The sequence below is a fragment of the Polynucleobacter sp. MG-27-Goln-C1 genome (assembly GCF_018881905.1).
Taxonomy (GTDB): domain Bacteria; phylum Pseudomonadota; class Gammaproteobacteria; order Burkholderiales; family Burkholderiaceae; genus Polynucleobacter.
Genome location: NZ_JACVPM010000002.1, coordinates 439,607 through 458,785 on the forward strand (window position 1 = coordinate 439,607; position 19,179 = coordinate 458,785).

The 19,179-nt window shown below is 45.7% G+C and carries 24 protein-coding genes; 16 read left to right on the top strand and 8 right to left on the bottom strand.

Annotated features, from left to right (window positions below):
• Positions 1 to 46: 46 nt before the first annotated feature.
• The 5 genes from ICN14_RS06265 to rodA are packed head-to-tail and all read left to right on the top strand — an operon-like array spanning position 47 to position 5,614.
• Entirely contained in the window at positions 47 to 1,090 is a 1,044-nt protein-coding gene (locus ICN14_RS06265; RefSeq protein WP_015422176.1) for a rod shape-determining protein, read from the top strand.
• A gap of 24 nt (positions 1,091 to 1,114) precedes the next feature.
• Positions 1,115 to 2,044 (top strand): rod shape-determining protein MreC, encoded by a 930-nt coding sequence (mreC, locus tag ICN14_RS06270; RefSeq protein WP_216225652.1) that lies wholly within the window; start codon positions 1,115 to 1,117, stop codon positions 2,042 to 2,044.
• Positions 2,041 to 2,565 (top strand): rod shape-determining protein MreD, encoded by a 525-nt coding sequence (mreD, locus tag ICN14_RS06275; RefSeq protein ID WP_216225653.1) that lies wholly within the window; start codon positions 2,041 to 2,043, stop codon positions 2,563 to 2,565. The genes mreC and mreD overlap by 4 nt, the downstream gene beginning before the upstream one ends.
• Before the next feature lie 8 nt (positions 2,566 to 2,573).
• Positions 2,574 to 4,481: a penicillin-binding protein 2 gene (gene mrdA / locus ICN14_RS06280; RefSeq protein ID WP_216225654.1), complete on the top strand. Its 1,908-nt coding sequence runs from the start codon at positions 2,574 to 2,576 to the stop codon at positions 4,479 to 4,481.
• The gene (gene rodA, locus ICN14_RS06285; protein ID WP_216225655.1) at positions 4,463 to 5,614 is read left to right on the top strand and encodes a rod shape-determining protein RodA; all 1,152 of its coding nucleotides are present in this window, start codon (positions 4,463 to 4,465) and stop codon (positions 5,612 to 5,614) included. Before mrdA ends, rodA begins: the two co-directional genes overlap by 19 nt.
• Before the next feature lie 92 nt (positions 5,615 to 5,706).
• Here rodA and ICN14_RS06290 read toward each other — a convergent pair whose 3' ends face one another.
• Entirely contained in the window at positions 5,707 to 6,027 is a 321-nt protein-coding gene (locus ICN14_RS06290; RefSeq protein ID WP_143742185.1) for an HU family DNA-binding protein, read from the bottom strand.
• A 77-nt stretch (positions 6,028 to 6,104) separates the two neighbouring features.
• Positions 6,105 to 6,470, bottom strand: a complete 366-nt coding sequence (locus ICN14_RS06295) for a hypothetical protein (protein ID WP_216225656.1) — start codon at positions 6,468 to 6,470, stop codon at positions 6,105 to 6,107.
• Between the two features lie 163 nt (positions 6,471 to 6,633).
• Here ICN14_RS06295 and ICN14_RS06300 point away from each other — a divergent pair, with 163 nt between their 5' ends.
• Complete coding sequence (locus ICN14_RS06300) at positions 6,634 to 7,536, top strand: aspartyl/asparaginyl beta-hydroxylase domain-containing protein (protein ID WP_216225657.1); 903 nt, start codon at positions 6,634 to 6,636, stop codon at positions 7,534 to 7,536.
• Positions 7,537 to 7,540: 4 nt separating this feature from the next.
• On the opposite strand, the gene ICN14_RS06305 is transcribed toward ICN14_RS06300, so the two are convergent.
• Positions 7,541 to 7,834, bottom strand: coding sequence for a DUF167 domain-containing protein (locus ICN14_RS06305; RefSeq protein WP_216225658.1), 294 nt, complete (start codon positions 7,832 to 7,834; stop codon positions 7,541 to 7,543).
• Positions 7,835 to 7,859: 25 nt separating this feature from the next.
• Between ICN14_RS06305 and can the strand changes: the two genes are divergently transcribed.
• From can to ICN14_RS06325, 4 genes are read left to right on the top strand one after another with little or no spacing between them, the layout of a single operon-like run.
• Positions 7,860 to 8,525, top strand: a complete 666-nt coding sequence (gene can / locus ICN14_RS06310; protein ID WP_216225659.1) for a carbonate dehydratase — start codon at positions 7,860 to 7,862, stop codon at positions 8,523 to 8,525.
• A gap of 8 nt (positions 8,526 to 8,533) precedes the next feature.
• Entirely contained in the window at positions 8,534 to 9,421 is an 888-nt protein-coding gene (locus tag ICN14_RS06315) for a lipid A biosynthesis acyltransferase (RefSeq protein WP_216225660.1), read from the top strand.
• 38 nt (positions 9,422 to 9,459) lie between these two features.
• On the top strand, positions 9,460 to 10,212 hold the full coding sequence (locus ICN14_RS06320) for a metallophosphoesterase (protein WP_216225661.1): 753 nt from the start codon (positions 9,460 to 9,462) through the stop codon (positions 10,210 to 10,212).
• Positions 10,213 to 10,219: 7 nt separating this feature from the next.
• A complete protein-coding gene (locus ICN14_RS06325) occupies positions 10,220 to 11,638 on the top strand; it encodes a protein kinase (RefSeq protein ID WP_216225662.1) in 1,419 nt (472 codons plus the stop codon).
• A gap of 25 nt (positions 11,639 to 11,663) precedes the next feature.
• On the opposite strand, the gene ICN14_RS06330 is transcribed toward ICN14_RS06325, so the two are convergent.
• Positions 11,664 to 12,998, bottom strand: coding sequence for a dicarboxylate/amino acid:cation symporter (locus ICN14_RS06330; RefSeq protein ID WP_216225663.1), 1,335 nt, complete (start codon positions 12,996 to 12,998; stop codon positions 11,664 to 11,666).
• Between the two features lie 101 nt (positions 12,999 to 13,099).
• Here ICN14_RS06330 and ICN14_RS06335 point away from each other — a divergent pair, with 101 nt between their 5' ends.
• Both ICN14_RS06335 and ICN14_RS06340 read left to right on the top strand, forming a co-directional pair.
• Positions 13,100 to 13,837, top strand: a complete 738-nt coding sequence (locus tag ICN14_RS06335; protein ID WP_216225664.1) for a pseudouridine synthase — start codon at positions 13,100 to 13,102, stop codon at positions 13,835 to 13,837.
• A gap of 60 nt (positions 13,838 to 13,897) precedes the next feature.
• Positions 13,898 to 15,517: a peptide chain release factor 3 gene (locus ICN14_RS06340; protein ID WP_370624829.1), complete on the top strand. Its 1,620-nt coding sequence runs from the start codon at positions 13,898 to 13,900 to the stop codon at positions 15,515 to 15,517.
• Positions 15,518 to 15,519: 2 nt separating this feature from the next.
• On the opposite strand, the gene ICN14_RS06345 is transcribed toward ICN14_RS06340, so the two are convergent.
• Positions 15,520 to 15,768 carry a hypothetical protein gene (locus ICN14_RS06345; protein WP_216225665.1) on the bottom strand — a complete coding sequence of 83 codons (249 nt, stop codon included), beginning with the start codon at positions 15,766 to 15,768 and terminating at the stop codon, positions 15,520 to 15,522.
• Between the two features lie 34 nt (positions 15,769 to 15,802).
• On the bottom strand, positions 15,803 to 16,030 hold the full coding sequence (locus ICN14_RS06350) for a DUF2798 domain-containing protein (protein ID WP_216225666.1): 228 nt from the start codon (positions 16,028 to 16,030) through the stop codon (positions 15,803 to 15,805).
• Positions 16,031 to 16,156: 126 nt separating this feature from the next.
• Between ICN14_RS06350 and ICN14_RS06355 the strand changes: the two genes are divergently transcribed.
• From ICN14_RS06355 to ICN14_RS06370, 4 genes are read left to right on the top strand one after another with little or no spacing between them, the layout of a single operon-like run.
• Complete coding sequence (locus tag ICN14_RS06355; RefSeq protein ID WP_216225667.1) at positions 16,157 to 16,363, top strand: hypothetical protein; 207 nt, start codon at positions 16,157 to 16,159, stop codon at positions 16,361 to 16,363.
• Between the two features lie 52 nt (positions 16,364 to 16,415).
• A complete protein-coding gene (locus ICN14_RS06360) occupies positions 16,416 to 16,922 on the top strand; it encodes an MOSC domain-containing protein (protein ID WP_255535986.1) in 507 nt (168 codons plus the stop codon).
• Complete coding sequence (locus ICN14_RS06365; RefSeq protein ID WP_216225668.1) at positions 16,919 to 17,314, top strand: GNAT family N-acetyltransferase; 396 nt, start codon at positions 16,919 to 16,921, stop codon at positions 17,312 to 17,314. Before ICN14_RS06360 ends, ICN14_RS06365 begins: the two co-directional genes overlap by 4 nt.
• Before the next feature lie 19 nt (positions 17,315 to 17,333).
• Positions 17,334 to 17,981: a histidine phosphatase family protein gene (locus tag ICN14_RS06370; RefSeq protein ID WP_216225669.1), complete on the top strand. Its 648-nt coding sequence runs from the start codon at positions 17,334 to 17,336 to the stop codon at positions 17,979 to 17,981.
• A 45-nt stretch (positions 17,982 to 18,026) separates the two neighbouring features.
• On the opposite strand, the gene ICN14_RS06375 is transcribed toward ICN14_RS06370, so the two are convergent.
• Complete coding sequence (locus ICN14_RS06375) at positions 18,027 to 18,266, bottom strand: hypothetical protein (RefSeq protein WP_015422196.1); 240 nt, start codon at positions 18,264 to 18,266, stop codon at positions 18,027 to 18,029.
• Positions 18,267 to 18,339: 73 nt separating this feature from the next.
• Positions 18,340 to 19,092, bottom strand: coding sequence for a transporter substrate-binding domain-containing protein (locus tag ICN14_RS06380; protein ID WP_255535987.1), 753 nt, complete (start codon positions 19,090 to 19,092; stop codon positions 18,340 to 18,342).
• Between the last annotated feature and the right edge of the window lie 87 nt (positions 19,093 to 19,179).

The following is a 19,179-nucleotide window of genomic DNA, read 5'->3' on the forward strand; positions in this document are numbered from 1 at the left end:
ATTCCTATATATATTTTTTAACACTTACTTATTTTCCCACTACATCATGTTTGGTTTTTTCCGCAGCTACTTTTCTAATGACCTGGCCATCGACCTAGGTACCGCCAACACCTTAATTTACATGCGTGAACGAGGTATTGTGCTTGATGAACCGTCAGTCGTGGCAATTCGCACTGAAGGCGGCCCAAATGGCAAAAAGACCATTTTGGCGGTTGGAAAAGAAGCAAAAGCCATGTTGGGTCGTGTTCCTGGAAATATTGAGGCTATTCGCCCTATGAAAGACGGCGTTATTGCCGATTTCACAATTACCGAGCAAATGCTCAAGCAATTTATCAAAATGGTGCACGAGAGCAAGCTTTTAAAGCCAAGCCCACGCATCATCATTTGCGTTCCTTGTGGATCCACCCAAGTTGAGCGTCGCGCAATTCGTGAATCTGCTTTGGGTGCAGGCGCATCACAAGTATTTTTGATTGAAGAACCAATGGCTGCTGCAATTGGTGCGGGTCTGCCAGTTTCTGAAGCGGCTGGTTCGATGGTTGTTGATATCGGCGGCGGTACAACTGAAGTTGGCGTCATGTCATTGGGCGGCATGGTTTACAAAGGCTCTGTTCGTGTTGGTGGCGATAAGTTTGATGAAGCAATCACCAATTACATCCGCCGTAACTACGGCATGTTGATCGGCGAACAAACTGCTGAGTTAATTAAGAAAACGATTGGCTCTGCATTCCCAGGACAAGAAGTTCGTGAGATGGAAGTAAAGGGTCGCAATCTTTCTGAAGGTATTCCACGTAGCTTCACTGTGACAAGTAATGAAGTACTCGAAGCCTTAACTGACCCATTGAATCAAATCGTAACTGCAGTTAAAGCGGCTCTAGAACAAATTCCTCCCGAGCTTGCCTCCGACATCGCTGAGCGCGGCATGATGCTGACCGGTGGTGGCGCACTATTGCGTGACCTCGATCGCTTACTGCTCGAAGAAACTGGCCTTCCTATTCATGTTGCAGAAGATCCCCTCACTTGCGTCGCTCGTGGTTGCGGTATTGCTTTAGAGCGCATGGATAAGTTGGGCGGCGTGTTCTCTCAAGAGTAATTGACCTAAGCGTCGATTAGGGAATTGCAACATAGCGCTCCTCCTCTTTTCAGACAAGGCGTTCCGGCTTTAGTCAAACTGATTGTCTGTCTATCGATCAGCATCGCATTGATGTTGATCGATTTTCGCTTTAAAGCACTTGATCCGATTCGCAATAACGTTAATTGGATATTGCGCCCGCTAGAGTATGTGATGATGATGCCGCGCAATGCGTATGAAGCGACATCAGAATATTTCACCAGTCGCGGAACGCTGGATAAAGAAAATCAAGAAATGAAAGTACGTCAAGCAGAGCTCTCTTTGCTTGCCAACCAATCTGAATTTCTTCTTGTAGAAAATCAAAATCTACGTCAGCTAATGGATTTGCAAAAGCACGTTCCATTTAAAACATTGCCAGTAGAAATTTTATTTAATCCACCCAATCCAATTTCTCAGCGCATTGTGATTAATCGTGGGAGCGACGACGGCCTGAAGCTGGGCAACCCCATTGCAAATGACTCCGGCATCTTAGGCCAAGTAGTACGTATTTACGATCGCTCTGCAGAAGTCTCTTTACTAGAAGATCGTGACTTTGCGGTACCAGTTCAGGTAGCTCGCAATGGCTTAAGAGCAGCAGTATTTGGTGCGGGGCGCGGCAACCCACTTGAACTTCGCTATCTTCCCGTGGCGAGCGATTTAGAAGTGGGTGATGTACTGATTACCTCGGGCATCGATGGTATCTACCCGCCCGGCTTTGCAGTGGCAGTCATTAGCCGCATAGAACGTAATGCCGACAAAAACTCTTCAAATGTATTTTGCGTACCAGTTGCAGCAGTGAATCGCTACCGCCAAGCTTTAGCCCTGCTTTACGATCCACAGTGGGATGCAAAAGCATCCACTGCCACTAGCAAGCCTGGCGCACCCCTGACCAATACTCCAGGTCGCCGCCAAACTCGTGCGCGAGGCATGCAATGATCGATTTTCAAAGCGGCTACATTCTGCGCCCGGTAAATCCGGTCTTTATTTATTTCAGCTTGTTTTGCGCTCTATTGCTCAATCTTCTGCCAATTGGTAATTACGGCTGGGTGCCAGACTGGCTCATTATTTGCATCGTGTTCTGGAATATCCATCAGCATCGCTATGTCGGCGTCATCATCGCCTTCATTCTTGGTCTTTTGATGGATGTCCACAACTCTGACTTATTGGGCCTTCATGCATTTAGCTACTCACTGGTAGCCTACCTTGCCATTTCTTGGCATCGCCGAATCATTGCCTTAAATGTTTTAACGCAAGCCCTGCATCTTTTGCCCATCTTCTTATTGGTTTCTTTGTTTCCAGTACTGGCCCATTGGCTATTAAGCGGTGAGGTGCATTGGTGGGCCTTAACTGGCGCTATTCAGGCTCTTATTGAGGCATTGCTGTGGCCCGTGGCAACACGCATCTTGTTGTCACCCCAACGTCGCCCCATCGACGTTGATCACAATCGTCCAATTTAGAGAGCGGTATGGTTTCGTTTAAAAAACCAGATCTCGATTCGTTTCAAGAGCGAATTCATATTGCGACTCTATTTGTCACCTTCTGCTTTTTATTATTAATTACACGATTGGTTTGGCTGCAGCTCGTGAGTCACGGCAAATATGCCTTATTAGCCGAGAATAACCGTATTGCCCTTGTACCCGCCCCAGCCAATCGGGGTCTGCTCATAGATCGCAATGGCATTGTGATTGGTAGAAATTATTCAGCCTTGACCTTGGATGTGAACGCTGAGGAAGTTAAAGGCAATGTCGATGATCTTATCGACGAACTCTCTCAAATTGTGTTGATTTCCCCGCGCGATCGCCGAAATTTCAAGCGCTCCCTGGAAGATTCTCGAAAAATGGGCACTTTTCCACTCAGATCGATGCTCACCGAGGCTGAAACAGCCCGATTTATGGCCAATCGCTACCGATTCCCAGGCGTAGAGATCCGCGCCCGTAGTTTCCGAGAGTACCCATATAACGAGTTAGCCTCCCATTTAATTGGCTATATCGGACGCGTTTCTCAAAGAGACAAAGAGAAAATGCAGGCGGAAATTGAGAACTCCAAGGCGGATGATCCAGATGCATTGCAGACTTCTTTTTTGCCAGGCATTCAGTATGTTGGCAAGATTGGCTTGGAGCAAAGTTATGAAACTGTTCTGCGTGGAGTGCCAGGCTACGATCAAGTAGAAATTACTGCGGGCGGTAAACCAGTACGCACACTCTCTAGCTCACCTTCAATACCCGGCAAAAATGTAGTGTTGTCAGTGGACATCAAGCTGCAATACTTAGTGGAACAACTCTACGGAAATTTCCGCGGTGCATTCGTAGCGATTGAACCTGAGACTGGTGACATCTTGGCATTTGTATCCAAGCCCAACTTTAATCCAAACGATTTCGTAGAGGGCATTGATTCAGTGACGTGGAAAGAGTTGAATGACTCCCCGCAAAAGCCACTGTATAACCGCCCACTTAAAGGCATCTACCCACCGGGATCAACATATAAACCATTTATGGCGCTTGCAGCTTTAGAAACCAAGAAGCGCACACCATCACAAACTATTTCAGATCCAGGTTATTTTGATTTTGGAAATCATACCTTCCGCGATGACAAAAAAGGTGGGCACGGCATTGTTGATATGCAAAAGTCTATCGTTGAATCATGCGATACCTACTATTACATGTTGGCGCGCGATATGGGCGTCAACATGATGTATGACTTCATGAAACCATTTGGCTTTGGGCAAATTACCGGGATCGACTTGCAGGGTGAATCCAAAGGTGTTCTGCCATCTACCGAGTGGAAGAAAAATACTTTCAAAAAGCCAGAGCAGCAAAAATGGTATGAAGGCGAAACAATTTCTCTTGGTATTGGCCAAGGCTATAACGCATTCACTATTTTGCAGTTGGCACATGCTATGGCCAACATGGCAAACAATGGCATTGTGATGAAGCCACACTTAGTGAAGGCAATTGAAGATCCCTTCACAAGAAATCGCACCCTCACAACACCTAAAGAAAGTTATCGCATCGATCTTGTTCCCGAAAACATTGAAGTCATTAAGAAAGCAATGGTTGAAGTTAACAATTCTGGAACCTCTGCCTCTGTGTTTAAAGGTACGGGCTATCAAGTGGGCGGCAAGACAGGAACAGCGCAAGTATTTAGCTTGAATTCGAAAGAGTACAAGCATGGAGCCACTGCAGAATTTTTACGAGACCATGCTTTATATATTGCTTTTGCTCCCGCAGAAAAACCAACCATCGTGATTGCCATGGTCGTTGAGAATGCAGGATTTGGTGCGCAACATGCCGCACCAATTGCACGCAAAGCACTCGATTTTTATCTTGAAGGTAAATGGCCAAAGGAGATTCCTGAATGGAAAAGAGCGCCATAAGTAAAACCAAGAAAATATTTCTAAGTATTTTTAGCGGGCTTGACCGCCAGCTAGGCCTTATTCTGCTTGGCTTAGCGGGAGTTGGGTTTCTTACTTTTTTATCCGCAAGTCAAAATACGCCGGTTCGATTTGAAGATGAGCTCCGCAACCTAGCGCTTTCATTTGCCGTTATGTGGATCGTCTCTCGCATTCCACCAAAGTGGTTAGAGATGGCCGCAGTATGGATTTATGGAATTGGAGTTGCGCTATTGGTAGCAGTCGCTGTATTTGGACTGATCAAGAAAGGTGCGCGACGTTGGCTCAATATTGGTTTCGTAATTCAGCCATCAGAGCTCATGAAAATTGCTATGCCACTGATGTTGGCTTGGTACTTTCAGAAGCGCGAAGGCATTCAAAAATCTTGGGACTATGGAGTGGCAGCCATCATTCTTATTATTCCGGTATTCCTGATTGCGCGTCAGCCCGATCTAGGCACAGCACTCTTAGTTTTCGCTGCGGGCATGTACGTGATTATTTTGGCAGGACTGCCCTGGAAATGGATTCTGCCATTTGTTGGTCTTGGTGCTTTTGGAATCATTCTCATCATTATTTTTGGCAACATGATTTGTGCACATGATGTTGTTTGGCCATTTGTTCATAACTACCAAAAGCATCGAGTCTGTACTTTGCTTGATCCAAGTAGTGATCCTCTTGGAAAAGGTTTTCATACAATTCAATCCATGATTGCAATTGGCTCGGGTGGATTTTTCGGTAAAGGCTGGTTCCAGGGTACGCAAGCCCATCTTGAATTTATTCCAGAAAAACATACCGACTTTGTCTTTGCCGTTTTCTCTGAAGAATTTGGCTTACTAGGCAACTTGGTCTTACTAGCGCTTTTCTTCGCTCTAATTAAAAGGGGTCTAGCCATCTCTGCTAGCGCGCCCAATCTTTTTACGCGACTACTAGGCGCATCAGTGACGCTGATTTTCTTTACCTACGCATTTGTCAATATCGGGATGGTAAGTGGCCTATTGCCTGTTGTAGGCGTTCCATTGCCCTTCATCAGTTACGGTGGCACCGCCTTAGTAACACTGGGATTTGGAGCCGGGATTTTGATGAGCATTCATCGCCATCGACGTTTAGTACAAAGCTGAAAATTAGATTTAGCAATCATGCAAGATTGCAGCGCCATCTCCAGAAACAAAAAAGCCCGGCATGCCGGGCTTTTTCATCAACAAAGCAAGAATTACTTCTTACGCTTGTTAACTGAATCTTTAAATGCTTTACCAGCAGAAAACTTAACAGTTTTAGCAGCAGCAATTTTGAGTGGCTCGCCAGTTTTTGGGTTACGGCCCATACGTGCAGCGCGCTTACCAGAAGCAAAAGTACCGAAACCGATCAGCTGTACTGAGTCGCCTTTAGTAACAGCTTTAATGATTTGCTCAATAGCAGAATTCAATGCAAATTCAGCTTTGGCTTTTGAGATCTCAGCGTCGTCAGCAATCGCTGCGATTAGTTCTGCTTTGTTCAAGTGAAGCTCCTTATAGATATTGATGTCAGCGCACAGTGCGCTTACATGATTTTAACCACAAAAAATTACAAAAATAAAGCTGCGTCACAGCAAATTTTTTTATTGCTGCTTTTTTACTCTTCTAGAACTGTTACATCTGATACAAAATACTCGGTATCGCCAAAACAGCTTGTAGGCAATCCGATGTGCTGATCATATTTAAGGGCAACTTTTTTACCCAAATTGGCATTGATTTTTTGCGCCACAGCATCTTCACGCACCGTAAAGAGGAATTTTTCTGACATGGTTCCCGGCATTGAAACCATAGCCAATTCGCCTTCCCAGGTTTTACATACATAACCGCGGTTGGAAAATTTCTGGACGTATCCGGCACGCTCACCGCTGCCATAGCTCCAATTGAGCATAATCCAGGTATATGCTGCTAAGCCAGCCAGGCCAATCAATACAAGGCTTAAAAGCCATTTTACGAATCCATTCATGTGGTTTTCCTTAACAAATCATCTCTGCAGCCCTAATTAGGTGCATTCACAGCGGTCTGTTTTGACCCTAATCAACATTTGAGCATATTCATTACAAAAATAGGGATGAAATGACGCTCCATACAAATTAAAATATTAGTATTAACGCTAATTGGTAAATCTAATGGAACTACGTCACGTCATCTTTTTGATCTTTGTTGTTTCGGCTGTTTATGTCTACTTCAGGGGCAAAGTTCGATTTGGCTTAGTGCGCTCACTAACAGACTATCAAGTTCTTTTAGCGCCGGTTAACTGCCTCCTCTATTTATTCTCGAAAACTAAGGCTGGGGCATTTATTCCAGTTGCAGACTTTCCTGAAATGAAGCCCCTCCAAGATAATTGGCAGATCATCCGCGATGAAGCGCTTGCTTTAAACGCGGATGGTGCAATCGCTGCTGCTACGGGATACAACGATATTGGGTTTAACTCTTTCTTTCGGACGGGCTGGAAACGCTTTCACCTCTGCTGGTATGGCAAAGAAATGCCCTCTGCACAACTCCAATGCCCTAAAACCGTTGCCCTCCTCAAATCGATCCCCTCGATCAAGGCTGCGATGTTTGCCTCACTACCCCCAGGAGCAACGCTAGTAAGACACCGAGACCCCTATGCGGGCTCCTTGCGCTATCACATTGGCCTAGTCACCCCAAACGATCCCAAATGCTTTATCGACGTAGATGGGGAGCGTTATTTCTGGAAAGATGGTGAGCCAGTCATGTTTGATGAAACTTACATTCACTATGCCGCCAATGAGACGGATCATCAGCGCATTGTCTTGTTTTGCGATGTGGAACGGCCCGTTCACACTAAAGTGGTGCAGTTATTTAATCACTGGTTTGGGCGCTACGTGATGAGTGCCGCCTCCTCCCAAAACGTTGCAGGAGAGAAGGTAGGATTTGTAAACATCCTCTTTAAGTACTTTTATCACTTAAGGGCGCAAGCGAAAAAGCTTAAGGCAAAACACCGCAGTGTTTATTACATCGGCAAATGGGTTTTGATTTTAGGAATTCTCTGGGCTATCTTTTGGTAAGCCCTTAGGGACTTAAAGCTTCAGCAATCTGCTCTGGGGTGATTGAGCCCCAGATTTCTACCCGCTTTACACGGCTATTTTGTCCCGATAAGAGCTGAATTTGTTTTTGGGGCACTCTTAAGCGCTTAGAAAGCCAGGACAACAACATCTCATTCGCCCTGTTTTCTAGGGCCGGGGCCTGCAGGGATATCTTGAGACAGCCATCATGAAGACCAACTACCTTGGTCAGCTTTGCGCCTGGTTGGCAATGTAAATTAAGAACAATGCCAGCGGGGGTTTGTTTTAACCAAATAGGCATCATTAAAGTACTTTAAACTCAAAACATGATTATGAAGAACTCCAGAGCCTTAGACCAGCTATTTGCCAATAATCGCGAATGGGCAGAAGCGATGATTGCCAAGGACGCTGATTTTTTTAAGCGTCTAGTTTCACAACAGGCACCAGAATATCTTTGGATTGGCTGCTCAGACAGCCGTGTACCCGCAAATGACATTGTTAATTTGCTGCCGGGTGAACTCTTTGTGCACCGTAATGTTGCCAATGTGGTGGTTCATACCGATCTGAACTGCTTATCCGTAATTCAATTTGCAATTGACCTCTTAAAGGTCAAGCACATTTTGGTGGTGGGTCATTATGGCTGCTCTGGCGTGCATGCTGCCCTAACTGATAAACGCGTTGGACTTGCTGACAATTGGTTGCGCCACGTTAAGGATGTGCATCAAAAACATGAGCGTTACCTTGGCGACGTTATACCTACCCCAAAACGACAAGATCGTTTGTGCGAACTCAATGTTATCGAGCAAGTAGTGAACGTTTGTGAAACCACGATCGTTCAAGATGCATGGGCGAGAGGGCAAGATCTAACAGTTCATGGCTGGGCTTATCGACTTGAGACTGGCTTAGTAAATGATTTGGGTATGTCGATTAGCTCTACCGAAGAAATGAATGTACGCTACGCTAAATCCCTATCTCGCTACGACTCTGAATAAATTAAGTTTTGTTTAAAAACTTTTCAAATAATTCTGGCGTTGCGCTACTTCGATTTCTAGTATCGCTTCCCTATAAGACCCTAGTCTCTATTGGCTATGGCTTGGGCAATCTTGCGGCACTCATTCCCAGTGATCGCAATCGTGTGGTTCAAAAAAATTTAGAACTATGCTTTCCCGAACTCAGCGCAAACGAAATTAACGAACTTAGAAAAGAACATTGGCGATTACTGGGTCGCAGCCTGGTAGAGAAAAGCATTATCTGGCTCGGCACAAAAAAACAGCTAGACGACATGATAGAAGTTCGGGCAGAGGTCGATCTGAGCGATAGAAAGCCGCGCATCTTAGTGAATATGCATTTTATTGGAATTGAGGGCAGCATTATTTTGAGCGCCCTTGCTCACGATAGAGGTTGGCCGCGTACATCGGGATTTTTCCAAAGAATGAAAAGTCCTTTCTTTAATAGAAAAATAATTGAGTGGCGTAATCGCTTTGGTGGAAATTCTATTGACCGCCAAGGAAATTCTCTTGAGCTCATTCGAGAAATTCGTAAGGGTAGCTTCATCATCATTGCGCCTGATATCGATTTGGGCCTGAAAGACTCCACCTTCGTTCCATTTTTTAATATTCAAACCAATACGATCACGGCTGTATCGCGACTTGCCAAAATCACAGGGGCGGAAGTGTGCATGATGATCACGACCCTAAAAAAGAATGGTGCTGGTTATGTTTGCACCATCAGCAAACCACTTGAGAATTTTCCGACCGAAAGCCCTGAAGCAGATACCGCACGCTTAAACCAAATTTTTGAACAAGAAATCAGACTCAGACCCGCTGAATACTATTGGGTTCATAAACGTTTTAAAAATAGGCCATTTAACGAAGTCGGGCCCTATTAACTCTTCTTCTCGAAGGGCTTTTGTCCTATCATTAAAGGATGACTGAACGTATTGGGCTTTTTGCCGATCTACATAGCAATTTAGAGGCTTTCGATGCTTGTATGGAGCAGGCCAAAGATTTGGGTGTTACTCGCATGGTTTTCTTGGGAGATATTGTTGGCTACAACGCCGATCCCGGCGCACTAATTGATCGCATTGGCGAGATGGTTGCCGATAAAAAAGCGATTGCAGTCCTAGGCAATCATGATCAAGCAGTCTTTGAAGACCACAGCCATCAAATGAATGCCAGTGCAAATGCCGCAATTCAGTGGACTAAATCTCAACTTAATCCTGCTCAAGTGCAATTTCTAAAAGACTTGCCATTAATGGTTCAAGAAGATGCGATGTGTTTTGTCCACGCATCAGCACACAATCCAGCAGACTGGAACTACATCACCGACAGCATGAGTGCTTGGCGTTGCGTACAAAACTCTGGCAAGACATATACGTTTGTCGGCCATGCTCACGAGCAAGCACTCTTCTATCAAAGTGCTGTTGGTAAGTTAATTCGCTTTGCTCCGCATCCTGGCGATGAAGTTCCAGTAATGCGTCATCGTCAATGGGTTGGAGTGGTTGGCTCGCTTGGTCAGCCACGAGACGGAAATCCTGAGGCTTGCTTTGCTGTTTTTGAGCCCGAGTTAGAAGTACTCACCTTTCATCGCACAGCTTACGATCAATTCACAGCAGCAGATAAAGTGCGTCGTGCTGGATTGCCAGAAGACCTTGCCAACCGCCTAATCACAGGCAAATAATTAGCTTATGTCGATTAATACTGATATTGAGGCAGTTGATGAGATTTTCCAAGAAGGTAAAGTAGTTGATGGGTTTGTGCTGGGGGCAGAAGTTCATCGTGGCGGCATGGCCAGCTTGTACTCCGCAACTAAAGAAGGGATTGATGTTCCTATTCTTCTCAAAATTCCTAGGGTAGGCAGGGATCAGCCTGTTGAAAGCCTCATTGGTTTTGAGACTGAACTCACTATTCTGCGCTCGCTCAAGAGTCCCTATGTTCCCAAGTATCTTGGCTCCGGCAATATGGCAACGCGCCCCTATATTGCAATGGAACGCGTAGAAGGAAGACCGCTAGAAGACTTTATCAAAGAAGGTAAGGTTTTTACGATTGATGAGGTAGTAAAGATTGGCGCTGATTTAGCACAAGCTGTGCAATCACTGCATGCACAAGATGCTATTCACCTGGATATCAAGCCAGAAAATATTCTGATTGACGATAAGGGCAAGCTCACCTTAATTGACTTTGGCTTATCGCATCATGCGCGCTTCCCCGACTTGCTCGCAGAAGAAATGCGTAAGGGAATTGGTTCAGCGCCATACATTTCGCCAGAGCAAGTTACCGGAATTCGCTCTGACTATCGCAGCGATATCTTTTCTATCGGCGTCATTATGTATGAGTTGCTAACGGGCGAGCTTCCCTTTGGTAACCCGCAGTCAATGAGTGGCCTGCGAAAAAGAATGTGGGCCCAGGCTTTTCCTCCCCGAGCCATTCGCAAAGAGATTCCGCGCTGGCTACAAGAAATTGTTTTGCGCTGCCTGGAGCCGCGCGCAGCAGATCGATATCAAAGCGCCACACGTCTGCGTCAAGTTTTGCGTGACCATGAAAGCGTTACCCTTACCGAGCGTGCCGATCGAGTTGATCCTCTGAGCTTTTGGGAAAACCTCAAACGCATGTTCCGCGCAGCAGGTTACGAACCCTCCCCAAGCCCGCGCCCTAGCATCGGAAATGACGATGCGCCGTTAATGATTGCGGCGATCGATACGCGCCAATCAGATGAAGACTTGCGTGAACGCATGCAAACAACCGCAAAGAATTTATTACAAGCCTATCCAGAAAGTCGTCTCGTGTGTCTGAGCACTATTGCAAGCACCCCAACCTTTGAAGGCAATCAAGAAAGCGAAACTGCCAGCGGTATTGTGCGAGGTCATCTCGTGCAGCTCATGGAGTGGGCTAAACCTCTGAAATTGCCGCCTGAACGGATTTCGTATCACGTACTAGAGGCGCTTGATCCAGCGAGTCGTATTGTGGAGTTTGCCAAGGACAATGATGCCTCCCTAATCTTGATTGGGGCATCTCATAAGCTACCAAATAAAGTAACGCCTTGGCGGACCTCTATGACAAAGATTGTTGAAGAGGCCCCTTGCAGCGTACATATTGTCAGAACCTAGATCGTTAATCTGATCTAGGCAATGTTTAGCGCATCTTGTCTTGCTTTTGATCCAAAATCACTTCCGGCTCCTGAGCCTCAACCCAACTATCGCGATTTAGTGCAGCCGTTAATTGCTGCTGGTTTAATTCTCCCGTCCAGCGCGCCACAACAATAGTTGCTACGCCGTTACCAACTAAATTCGTGAGTGCGCGTGCTTCAGACATAAAGCGGTCAATACCCAAGATGATTGCCAGACCCGCAACAGGTACGTTTCCTACCGCAGATAAGGTTGCGGCTAAGACAATAAAACCGCTACCGGTAATTCCTGCAGCGCCCTTAGACGTCAGAAGCAAAACTAGCAACAAGGTAACCTGCTGCGTAATCGTCATTGGCGTATCTGTAGCCTGCGCAATAAATACTGCTGCCATGGTTAAGTAAATAGAAGTGCCGTCTAGGTTGAATGAATATCCTGTTGGGATAACTAAACCGACGCAGCTTTTCTTTGCGCCCAGCAACTCCATCTTTTCCATCATTCGTGGCAATACCGACTCTGATGAGGATGTTCCTAAAACGATTAGCAACTCTTCTTTGATATAGCGTACAAACTTAAAAATGCTAAATCCATTCAAACGCGCAATAGTTCCAAGAACAATAAATACAAAAAGTAAGCAGGTGATATAAAACGCGCCCATCAATTTTCCCAGAGAAAATAAAGAGCCCACTCCATATTTTCCGATCGTAAATGCCATTGCGCCAAAGGCGCCAATAGGGGCAAATTTCATGACGATGCCAATGATGTCAAAAAGAACATGAGAAGTCTTTTCGATCAAGTCAAACACCATCGTCCCTCTACCGCCAAATTTATGCAATGCAAACCCAAACAACACGGCAATAAATAGCACTTGCAGAATTTCCCCTTTTGCAAAAGCATCAACTACCGTATTGGGAATAATGTTTAGTAAAAACTCGGTGGTTGTGGCCATCTTGCCTGGTCCCGTGTAGGCAGCAATTCCCTTGGTATCCAAACTGGCAGGATCAATATTCATGCCCGCACCTGGCTGAAGCACATTGACCACTACTAGACCTACTATGAGTGCGATAGTGCTCACAACCTCAAAATAGAGGAGGGCTAAGCCGCCGGTCTTGCCCACCTTCTTCATATCTTCCATACCCGCGATACCCAGCACCACAGTGCAAAAGATGATCGGGGCAATCAGCATCTTGATGCCCTTGATGAAAGCGTCGCCAAATGGCTTCATATCCACACCCAAGGATGGGTATAAATGGCCCAGCAGTACGCCCACCACAACAGCTACAAGCACCTGAAAGTAAAGGATTTTATAAATTGGGGGTTTTTTTAATGTGGATGTCAATTTCATTTCCTTTGCTGGATTGATGGCAAGGGCCGAAGAAGGCGCTCTAAGCAAATAATAACCCTCGTCAAGCCGACGTTATTCGCCGCTTGCCCGATAATATGGTCATGGAAGAAAAAATACGCGTATCCAAGCTACTCTCTGAATTAGGTCTGTGCTCTCGTCGCGAGGCTGACTCTTATATTGAGCAGGGCCTGGTAACCGTTGATGGTGAAGTGGTGAATGAGCTAGGCTCACGGGCTTTTCGTCATCAGAAAATTGAATTGCAATCCGGCGCCAAAGCACAACAAGCATCTCGGATTACGGTCATTCTGAATAAACCTGTAGGCTTTATCTCTCATTACGATGATGAGCAAGAGTACCAGCCCGCTGCTTCACTGATCACCCCAGACAATTACTTTCCCAGTCCACTGGATAAGGGCCGCAACCCACGCTTTAATACCCGCGGCTTAGCGCCTGCAGGCCGCCTCGATATCGACTCTACTGGCATGCTGGTGTTAACCCAAGATGGGCGTATTGCCAAACTCCTCATCGGCGAAAACAGTCCTATTGAGAAGGAGTATTTGGTTCGAGTTGAAGGCGCCCTCTCTTTTGAAGATCTAGATCGTCTAAAACACGGCCTGGAACTCGATGGGGTTGTTTTAAAGCCAGCTCAAGTCAGTTGGCAGAACGAAGACCAGCTTCGCTTTGTTCTACGTGAGGGTCGCAAGCGTCAAATTCGTCGTATGTGCGAAATGGTTGGCCTAAGGGTTTTAGGCCTAAAACGTGTTCGTATGGGCAGAATTTCTCTGGGCGCCTTGCCACCTGGAAAATGGCGTTTTGTAAGGCCTGAAGAGCAATTCTAAGAAGCTCCGCACGCTTATAATTCTGTCAATTAGATTAAGTGCAGAATTACCATCGATACCATCACCTCCAGCACTCCCGGCGCAGAAGTTTTAAGACGTCGTAGCTTTGCCATCATCTCTCACCCAGATGCTGGAAAGACCACGCTTACCGAAAAACTCTTGTTATACGCGGGAGCCATTCAGATTGCCGGTAGCGTCAAGGCCCGCAAAGCTAGTCGTCACGCGACCTCCGACTGGATGGAAATTGAAAAGCAACGCGGCATTTCTGTTGCGAGCTCGGTAATGCAAATGGAATATCGTGATTGCATTATTAATCTTCTCGATACTCCGGGTCACCAAGATTTCTCTGAAGACACGTATCGTGTTTTGACTGCAGTAGATTCTGCACTCATGGTGATTGATGCTGCAAATGGCGTTGAATCACAGACCTTGCGCTTACTTGAAGTCTGTCGTGCACGCAACACGCCAATCGTGACCTTCATCAATAAGATGGATCGCGAAGTAAAGCCGCCCATGGAACTCATGGATGAGATTGAAACTGCACTAGGTATTGAAGTGGTTCCTTTTACTTGGCCTGTAGGCATGGGCAAATCATTTGCTGGTGTGATTGATATCGCTAACTCGCAAATGCGCATGTTCAAGGCGGGCGAAGATCGTGTGACTGAAGATTCGCATGCGATTGTTGACATCAATGATCCCGCGCTGAAAGAGCGCCTAGGCACTGATCTCGAAAATGCACTTGCAGAAGTCGACCTCATTAAAAATGCGATGCCTGCGTTTGACCGAGAAGCCTTTTTGGCTGGCCGTCAATCGCCAGTATTCTTTGGCTCAGCCATTAATAATTTTGGCGTACGCGAGATTCTGAATACCTTAGTAGAGCTCGCACCCTCACCAGGCTCACGCAAAGCTTTGCAACGCGAAGTTAGTCCTGCAGAAAATAAATTCTCTGCCGTGGTGTTTAAGATTCAAGCAAACATGGACCCAGCGCACCGAGATCGCGTTGCCTTCTTACGTATATGTTCTGGGCATTTTCAGCGCGGCATGAAGTTGAAGATTTGCCGCAATGGCAAAGAAGTGCGCACCAATAATGCCCTGTCTTTTTTGTCACAACGTCGCGACATTTTGGATGAGGCTTTCCCTGGCGACATTATTGGACTACCAAATCACGGCCTTCTGAGACTGGGTGACACGCTCACCGAAGGCGAGCAATTGCAATTCACAGGCTTGCCATTTTTTGCCCCAGAAATTTTCCGCATGGTCGAATCCGCTGATCCATTACGCTCTAAGCAATTACGCACAGGCTTAATGCAACTTGGTGAAGAAGGTGCCATTCAAGTATTCCGCCCCATGACTGGTGGCACTATGCTGCTTGGCGCGTTTGGACAACTGCAGTTCGAAGTAGTGAGCCATCGTCTACAAACTGAGTATGGCGCAGAAGTTCGCTTGCTGCCTGCGCGCTATAACCTAGCTCGCTGGGTAAGTTCAGATGATCCTGTAGCGCTTAAGAAATTCATACAAGAAAATATTCACCGCATGGCAGAAGATGTTGTGGGGGCCTCCGTATTTTTGGCCAGTCACAAATCCGAACTAGATGTTGCTCAACAGCGCTGGGAGTCCATCCAATTCCATGCCCTTAGGGAGCATGCGGGCCTCATCTATCAATCAGACCTCGCTGGCTAAATCTAGCGTGGGCCTGATTGTGGCCAGTTGCAATCAAATACTGCTACTAACTGAGTATCACTTTTCCTGAAAGATGCCGTCTTGCCATATTGCGCGCAGTACGCATTGGCCTTTGGTGTTAGCGATGCAATAGATTCACCATCACTATTTAAAAAGGTGACGTGATTTGAGTCTGATGCATCGGTATAAACCGCTGCACAAGCACTCAAGAAGAAAACTCCTAAGAACGAAACATATTTGAGGTGCCTCATTCAAGCCCCTTATTTAATAAATACATTAGCCAATTTATAACTCAAGCCTCTTCACTAGGCTTGCAGTGAGTTTGCTAGCAAACGGCCGATAGATCAAAATACAGATAATCGCGACTGGATAGGCAACTGACCAAACCTCCAGCCAGACCCAAAAAAAATCTGGTGCTAGACCTACTCGCACCAAAGTCGTGGCCAATGTAATGCTCAATGACATAAGTCCACCCATGATGGCGGCAAAAATTAGATTGGGAATATTCATCATGATCTAATCATAGCGCCTGGACTGCTTAACTGTTATTCTGACTTGTGATCACTATTCCGCGCCCTACTTAGGGGAGTCTGCTGAGCAAGCTCAGAGGTTCATCATTCCAAGACTCTAGGAAAAAATATGGCTGTTGGCCAAAATCAAAGAAATAGAAAAAACGATCCCATGGTTAGCAAAACCGGCAAAGCTAAATTGGGCCCACTTACCGTTACTCAACTGAACAAATTACTTGAATCTAGCACCAAGCCTAAAGAAAAGGCAAAGATTCAGAGGGCTCTCAATAAGCGCCCTCCAGCGCCAGCAGCTATCGCTGAGCCTGTCGCAGCCTAAGTACTAAGCCCCGAAATTACCGGGGCTTTTTCTTATGTAATATGCTCTCATCATGAAAGCATCTCCTCAAATTCATTCCATCTACATTGCCCCTCATGCGGGCGAATCAATGGTGCAGATTGCACAAGCCAACATCGTTGCTGGCGAAGGAATTGTGGGTGATCGTTATGCACTAGGCATAGGCGCCTTCTCCAAAACTAAAATTAAGATACGCCACATCTCTCTCATTGCCCTAAACGGCATTGAGGATGCTAATCGTCAATTAATAGCTAAGCAGCAAACGCCCTTTGGTAAAGGCGATACTCGTAGAAATGTCATCATCAGCAGCATGTCTGCAGATGAACTCAATGATTTAGTTGGCAAGATTTTTTACTTGGGAGGTATCGCATTTAAAGGTACTGAGTTGTGTGAACCATGCCAACGACCGGCCAAGCTACTGAAAAGACCAGACTTTATGAGTGCATTTGAAGATAGAGGCGGTCTCAGAGCAGAAGCGCTAGAGTCCGGAACCTTTAGTAACGGGGACCTGCTCACATACTCAGTCGATCAAGAAAAATGATTACCTATACCGCGCACGCCAACATCAGCCCAGAACAGGCGATTGACCTCTATACCCGATCAACTCTGGGGGAGCGTCGCCCGATTAATAGTATTGAAACGTTTACGGCGATGCTTGCCAATGCAAACCTCATCATCTCTGCGTGGGATGGTGAAAAACTAGTTGGGATCAGTCGAAGCCTGACAGACTTTGCCTACGTAGCTTATTTGGCTGACCTTGCTGTGGATGAACAATATCAGCGACAGGGAATAGGAAAGCAGCTCATTGAAGAAACCAAAAAGCGCCTAGGATCTAGTTGCATGATTGTGTTGCTTGCAGCTCCAAAAGCAAACGCCTATTACGAACATCTGGGTTTTGAGCACAATCCGCGCGCTTGGATGATAAAAAAATAATTCGATTTAATATTGCAACGTGACTACAACAAAACTCTGCCTCATTCGCCATGGTGAAACTTCCTGGAATGCCGAAAGGCGTTTGCAAGGACACACTGATATCCCCCTTAACGCAAGAGGTGTGTTGCAAGCCCGCCAAATGGCACAAGCACTTAAAGACATCAAACTCACATTTGATGTTCTGTACACCAGCGATCTAAAGAGGGCGGCTGATACTGCAAATGCTGTGGTTGAATTGTTTGGTATCGATGCACGTGTAGATAGTGAACTGCGAGAGCGGCACTTTGGCGCACTTCAAGGACTTTCAATTGCCGATGCGCCATTGAAGCACCCCGACATTTGGCAAGCCCATATTACCCGTGACTTAGAACATGATCTTGGGGGTGGAGAAAGTATTCAGCAATTTGCATTGCGCGTTCAAAATGCACTAGACAAAATCCAAGCACGGCATGCCGGTAAAACTATTTTGATTGTTAGTCATGGAGGGACGCTTGATATGATGTATCGAATTGCTAGCAAGCAAACCCTAAGCGCCGAACGAATAGCTTCCGTACCAAATGCTTCATTAAATTGGATTACTCATACTCAAGGTGATGGCTGGGCAGTTAAGCAATGGGCTGACACTAGACACCTAGAAGGCCCTACCCTAGAGAATGTTGACCTCTAAATAAAAAAGCCACCCGCAGGTGACTTTTGACTTTTCAGAAAGAGCTTACTTTCTGATATGTGCGTGACGAGCAGCATCTTGTGACATGCCCTCGCCTTTTGGCTTGCCTTCAAGCGCTTCTTTTTCAGCAGTAATTTCCTTGCGGCGCTCTTTGCATGAACCAGCAATCTCTTGCAATGCTTTACGAGCTCTAGCAGCAGAAGCTTTAATTCCTTTTCCGTGAAACTTTTCATTTTCTGATTGGTATGTTTCAAATGCGGCAATTAATTTGTCATGATGGGACATATTTTTCCTTATGAATTATTGAAATAATCGGCTTAAGATGCACTTTAACCTAATATATGAAAATTACTTCAATTTATTGTGTCCAGCGATTAATAATCGCTTTTAACTTTTCTGGGCCTAGCTCAGAAAGGTATAAATTAAAGTCATCTCGTATTTTTGAGTCTTTTTTGAAGGCAAATCCCAGATTATCAAATCCAACCACCTGGTAACTGCTACTCACAGGGAGATTTAAGGATTTTTGATAATTTACCAACATGACGTTATCGACAAACACCAAGTCTACATTGCCATTTTGCAATGCTATTAGGGCTTCTGCAGGTGATGGATACAGCTTTACCTGGTCTACCGAGTAATAGCCTTTTGGCTGCAACACTGTTTTTACATAGTCATCAAATACGCTGCCAGTTGGATAGGCAATGGTGTACTTTTTTAACTGGGATAAATCGGTAATTTTGATATGGCGGTTTTTTAAGCCAATCAATTGCCAAGTACTGGTGAAGTAGGGGTTAGAAAAGTCCATTACCTCTTTACGCTTATCGGTGATAGAAATCCCAGAGAATGCAACATCAGCTTGTCCACTAGTCACCGCACCCAACATGCCGAGCCAATCATAGGCAGTCATCTTGAATGTACAGCCCCGCGACTTGCAGTAGCCCTCAAATATCTCCAAGTCTATTCCCGTGTATTTGCCATCTTTTTCAAATAGCATAGGAGGTATTGTTGGGGAGACGGCAACCTTAATTACATTAGATGGCTCGTCTTTCGAGCAGGCACCAAGAAAAATTAGGGTTACTAACAATATAGAAATTAGGCGGGCTAGCTTCATGGTGTCTTTGCAATTAGATTGGATAAAACATCTTATCAAAAATTGAATATAAAAAACCACCCGAAGGTGGTTTAGCAGTAAGTATCG